Source organism: Pseudomonas sp. HMWF006, from assembly GCF_003061205.1.
In the GTDB taxonomy this organism is placed as follows: domain Bacteria; phylum Pseudomonadota; class Gammaproteobacteria; order Pseudomonadales; family Pseudomonadaceae; genus Aquipseudomonas; species Aquipseudomonas monsensis.
Map to the genome: position 1 here is coordinate 1 of NZ_QAIU01000621.1, position 2,303 is coordinate 2,303.

5 protein-coding genes are annotated in these 2,303 nt (G+C 51.6%); 3 read left to right on the forward strand and 2 right to left on the reverse strand.

All coding sequences use genetic code 11. The features are described from left to right. The 3 genes from DBR24_RS28800 to DBR24_RS28810 form a co-directional block, all read left to right on the forward strand. The coding region (locus tag DBR24_RS28800; RefSeq protein ID WP_305889154.1) for an enterotoxin A family protein at positions 1–549 on the forward strand (549 nt) is incomplete at its 5' end. Then, positions 549–944 (forward strand): hypothetical protein, encoded by a 396-nt coding sequence (locus tag DBR24_RS28805; protein WP_128616395.1) that lies wholly within the window; start codon positions 549–551, stop codon positions 942–944. The genes DBR24_RS28800 and DBR24_RS28805, both read left to right, overlap by 1 nt. 162 nt (positions 945–1,106) lie before the next feature. Further along, the gene (locus DBR24_RS28810; protein ID WP_128616396.1) at positions 1,107–1,310 is read left to right on the forward strand and encodes a hypothetical protein; all 204 of its coding nucleotides are present in this window, start codon (positions 1,107–1,109) and stop codon (positions 1,308–1,310) included. An 86-nt stretch (positions 1,311–1,396) separates the two neighbouring features. On the opposite strand, the gene DBR24_RS31175 is transcribed toward DBR24_RS28810, so the two are convergent. Together DBR24_RS31175 and DBR24_RS28815 are read right to left on the reverse strand one after the other, a co-directional pair. After that, positions 1,397–1,567: a hypothetical protein gene (locus DBR24_RS31175; RefSeq protein WP_177490699.1), complete on the reverse strand. Its 171-nt coding sequence runs from the start codon at positions 1,565–1,567 to the stop codon at positions 1,397–1,399. A gap of 121 nt (positions 1,568–1,688) precedes the next feature. Further along, the gene (locus DBR24_RS28815) at positions 1,689–2,114 is read right to left on the reverse strand and encodes a YMGG-like glycine zipper-containing protein (protein ID WP_128616397.1); all 426 of its coding nucleotides are present in this window, start codon (positions 2,112–2,114) and stop codon (positions 1,689–1,691) included. Positions 2,115–2,303: the final 189 nt, after the last annotated feature.

Sequence of the window (2,303 nt, forward strand, 5' to 3'; positions counted from 1 at the left end):
TACCAGTACGTGCCGAATCCGACGCGGTGGGTGGATCCGTTGGGGTTGAGTGATTGTCCCGGAGCAAAAAACTGTCGTACTCCTTCCAATCTCGATGCCCCATTGAGCAACGCTGGTGTTGATACGAAAGAGCCCGCGACGCCCGCACCTAAACAGGAAAACCAATATCTGTTCAGGGGTGATGACCGAGAGCCTTGGGAGATTTTCGAAACTGGATTTGAGCCGTGGGGCGACAGTAAAGACCTGTTTCTCCATGCGCTAGATAATAAAATCCCTCCGAGTTGGTACATTAGCACCTCAATTTCGGAACAACAGGCAACGAAATTTGCGACAGGATATGGAATTGCAGATGGGTATATCTATGTTCTAAAAAACGTCAAGGGAATTGACGTGAACAAAGAGCTTGGAGCTTTGTCACCTCATCGGCGAGAGGTGGAAATTGCAATCCCAGGAGGCGTCAAAAGCCAAGATATCGTGGGAGCTACACCTGTCCATGAAGATGGCAGCTATAAAGGCTATTCGGTGCTCAACCCGAACAGGAAAAAATGATGAATCCAATCAACATCCAGATACTAACGGCCCAAGGATTGGAAACCGCGATCATTGAATGCGACCGGAAGAATAAAGCACTGGCCTTTACTAGAAAAAACGGCCTGACAAGGCGCTACACCTCATATGACTTATACGGCTGCTTTGGCGCGTTGAGGGCGGAGTTTCCGGAGATACAGTTTTTATGCAAAGGCTCCAAACTCAATGTTCATCCATCCAGCATGAGTTCACAAATGTCTTGCGGACTCGTTGCCTATGAAATGCAACAAGGAAAACCTGCAGAAGATGAGGATATTGTTCGGATTTTTGATTACGAAGACAGAGACCTTACAAATGATATAGAGGAGCAAAAGGATTTCTACCGCTCGTGGCTAGCATCGCTAGCGTCCTCATGAGTAAGGTATACAACGCATTAGTCGTCGAAATAGACCAATTGTAGCGGACGCTATTTCGCTAATTGTTGAGGGCATTAGAGTCAGGTCCTTCTCAAGCTTCAGCCCTTCGGAAATCGAGATTGGAAAATCTAGTTCGAATTGCTGTTGCCTGATGAAGAGTGCGTGGCAGCTACCGAATGCGAAAACCAGCAGATCGAGATGCATGATGGTGGATTTTCTAGCGATGTTTGTGGCTACTTGGATGAAGACCTATTCCAATCGTTTGTCGATTTTACCGATCAGGATATCCATTACGAATACCCCCACCTGAATGGACCCTTCATTAAAATCAGCGCGGAAGGATTGATGTCCCGCGCTGTTAAATAGCTAACGAAATTTCGCAGAGGGCCTGATAGAACCTCAGGCCCTGAAGATTCAAATTCAGAATCACATTCGACCCAACGGCCAAGCAATCACTGCTCATCCTCTTCCTCTTCATACTCCTCATCCAAAGCATCATCGGAATCATTCAACGGCACCGTTGCATCGTCCATCAACGACCCCGGGGCCTCGTTCCCCGGATCATTGATAAACGGCAACCCGCTCGGGCCCTTCTCTTCCTTGCCTTCAGTTTCGGGAGTCATGGCAAACCTCTGCGTCTGGTGAGTGTATTACCTTCGAAAAGCCCTACAGCCAATCGTTCCAGCATCCGACCGCCAGAAACGAAAAACCCGGCGCCGGGCCGGGTTGGTTTTCGATATTCGATCAATGATGTCGATTTTTATGTTTGTACTTATTGTGCTTGTGGCCACCACCAGAATGGGCTTTTCCGCCGTCATCACCCATGTTGTTGCCCACTGCACCACCGGCCGCGCCGCCCAAACCTGCACCGATGGCAGAACCGGTGGAGCCGCCCAGGCTGTTACCCAGCACTGAGCCGCCCGCTGCGCCGAGGCCACCACCAATGGCAGCTTCGGTGCGATTGTGTTTATTCGCTCCGACCGCGCCGCCCGCCGCGCCACCGACACCTGCGCCGACCGCTGCACCGGTGCTGCCGCCGAGCTGGCCACCGACCACGTTACCAAGCACACCGCCCAGTCCGCCACCGACGGCAGCGCTGCCATCTCCGGCGGCCATTGCGCCTTGAGCGATCACTAATCCGAAAAACAGTGCAGATAATGACAAACGCATTTGAACCTCACAGTTCCCGAACCGGGACGGTATACCCACAGGGCTTATGTCAATTGGAGACATTTCCCGGGAAAACGTTCAGCCACGAAAAAGCCCGACATTGAGTCGGGCTTTTTCTGACAAGCGTTCACTCTCAGTGACGCTTGTGACCTTTGGCCAGGTTGGCGCCCACGGCACCACCGGCAGCAC

Coding starts and splice junctions, on each gene's coding strand:
- DBR24_RS28805 (WP_128616395.1), top strand. CDS start 549: ATGAATCCAATCAACATCCAGATACTAACGGCCCAAGGATTGGAAACC.
- DBR24_RS31175 (WP_177490699.1), bottom strand. CDS start 1,567: ATGACTCCCGAAACTGAAGGCAAGGAAGAGAAGGGCCCGAGCGGGTTG.
- DBR24_RS28815 (WP_128616397.1), bottom strand. CDS start 2,114: ATGCGTTTGTCATTATCTGCACTGTTTTTCGGATTAGTGATCGCTCAA.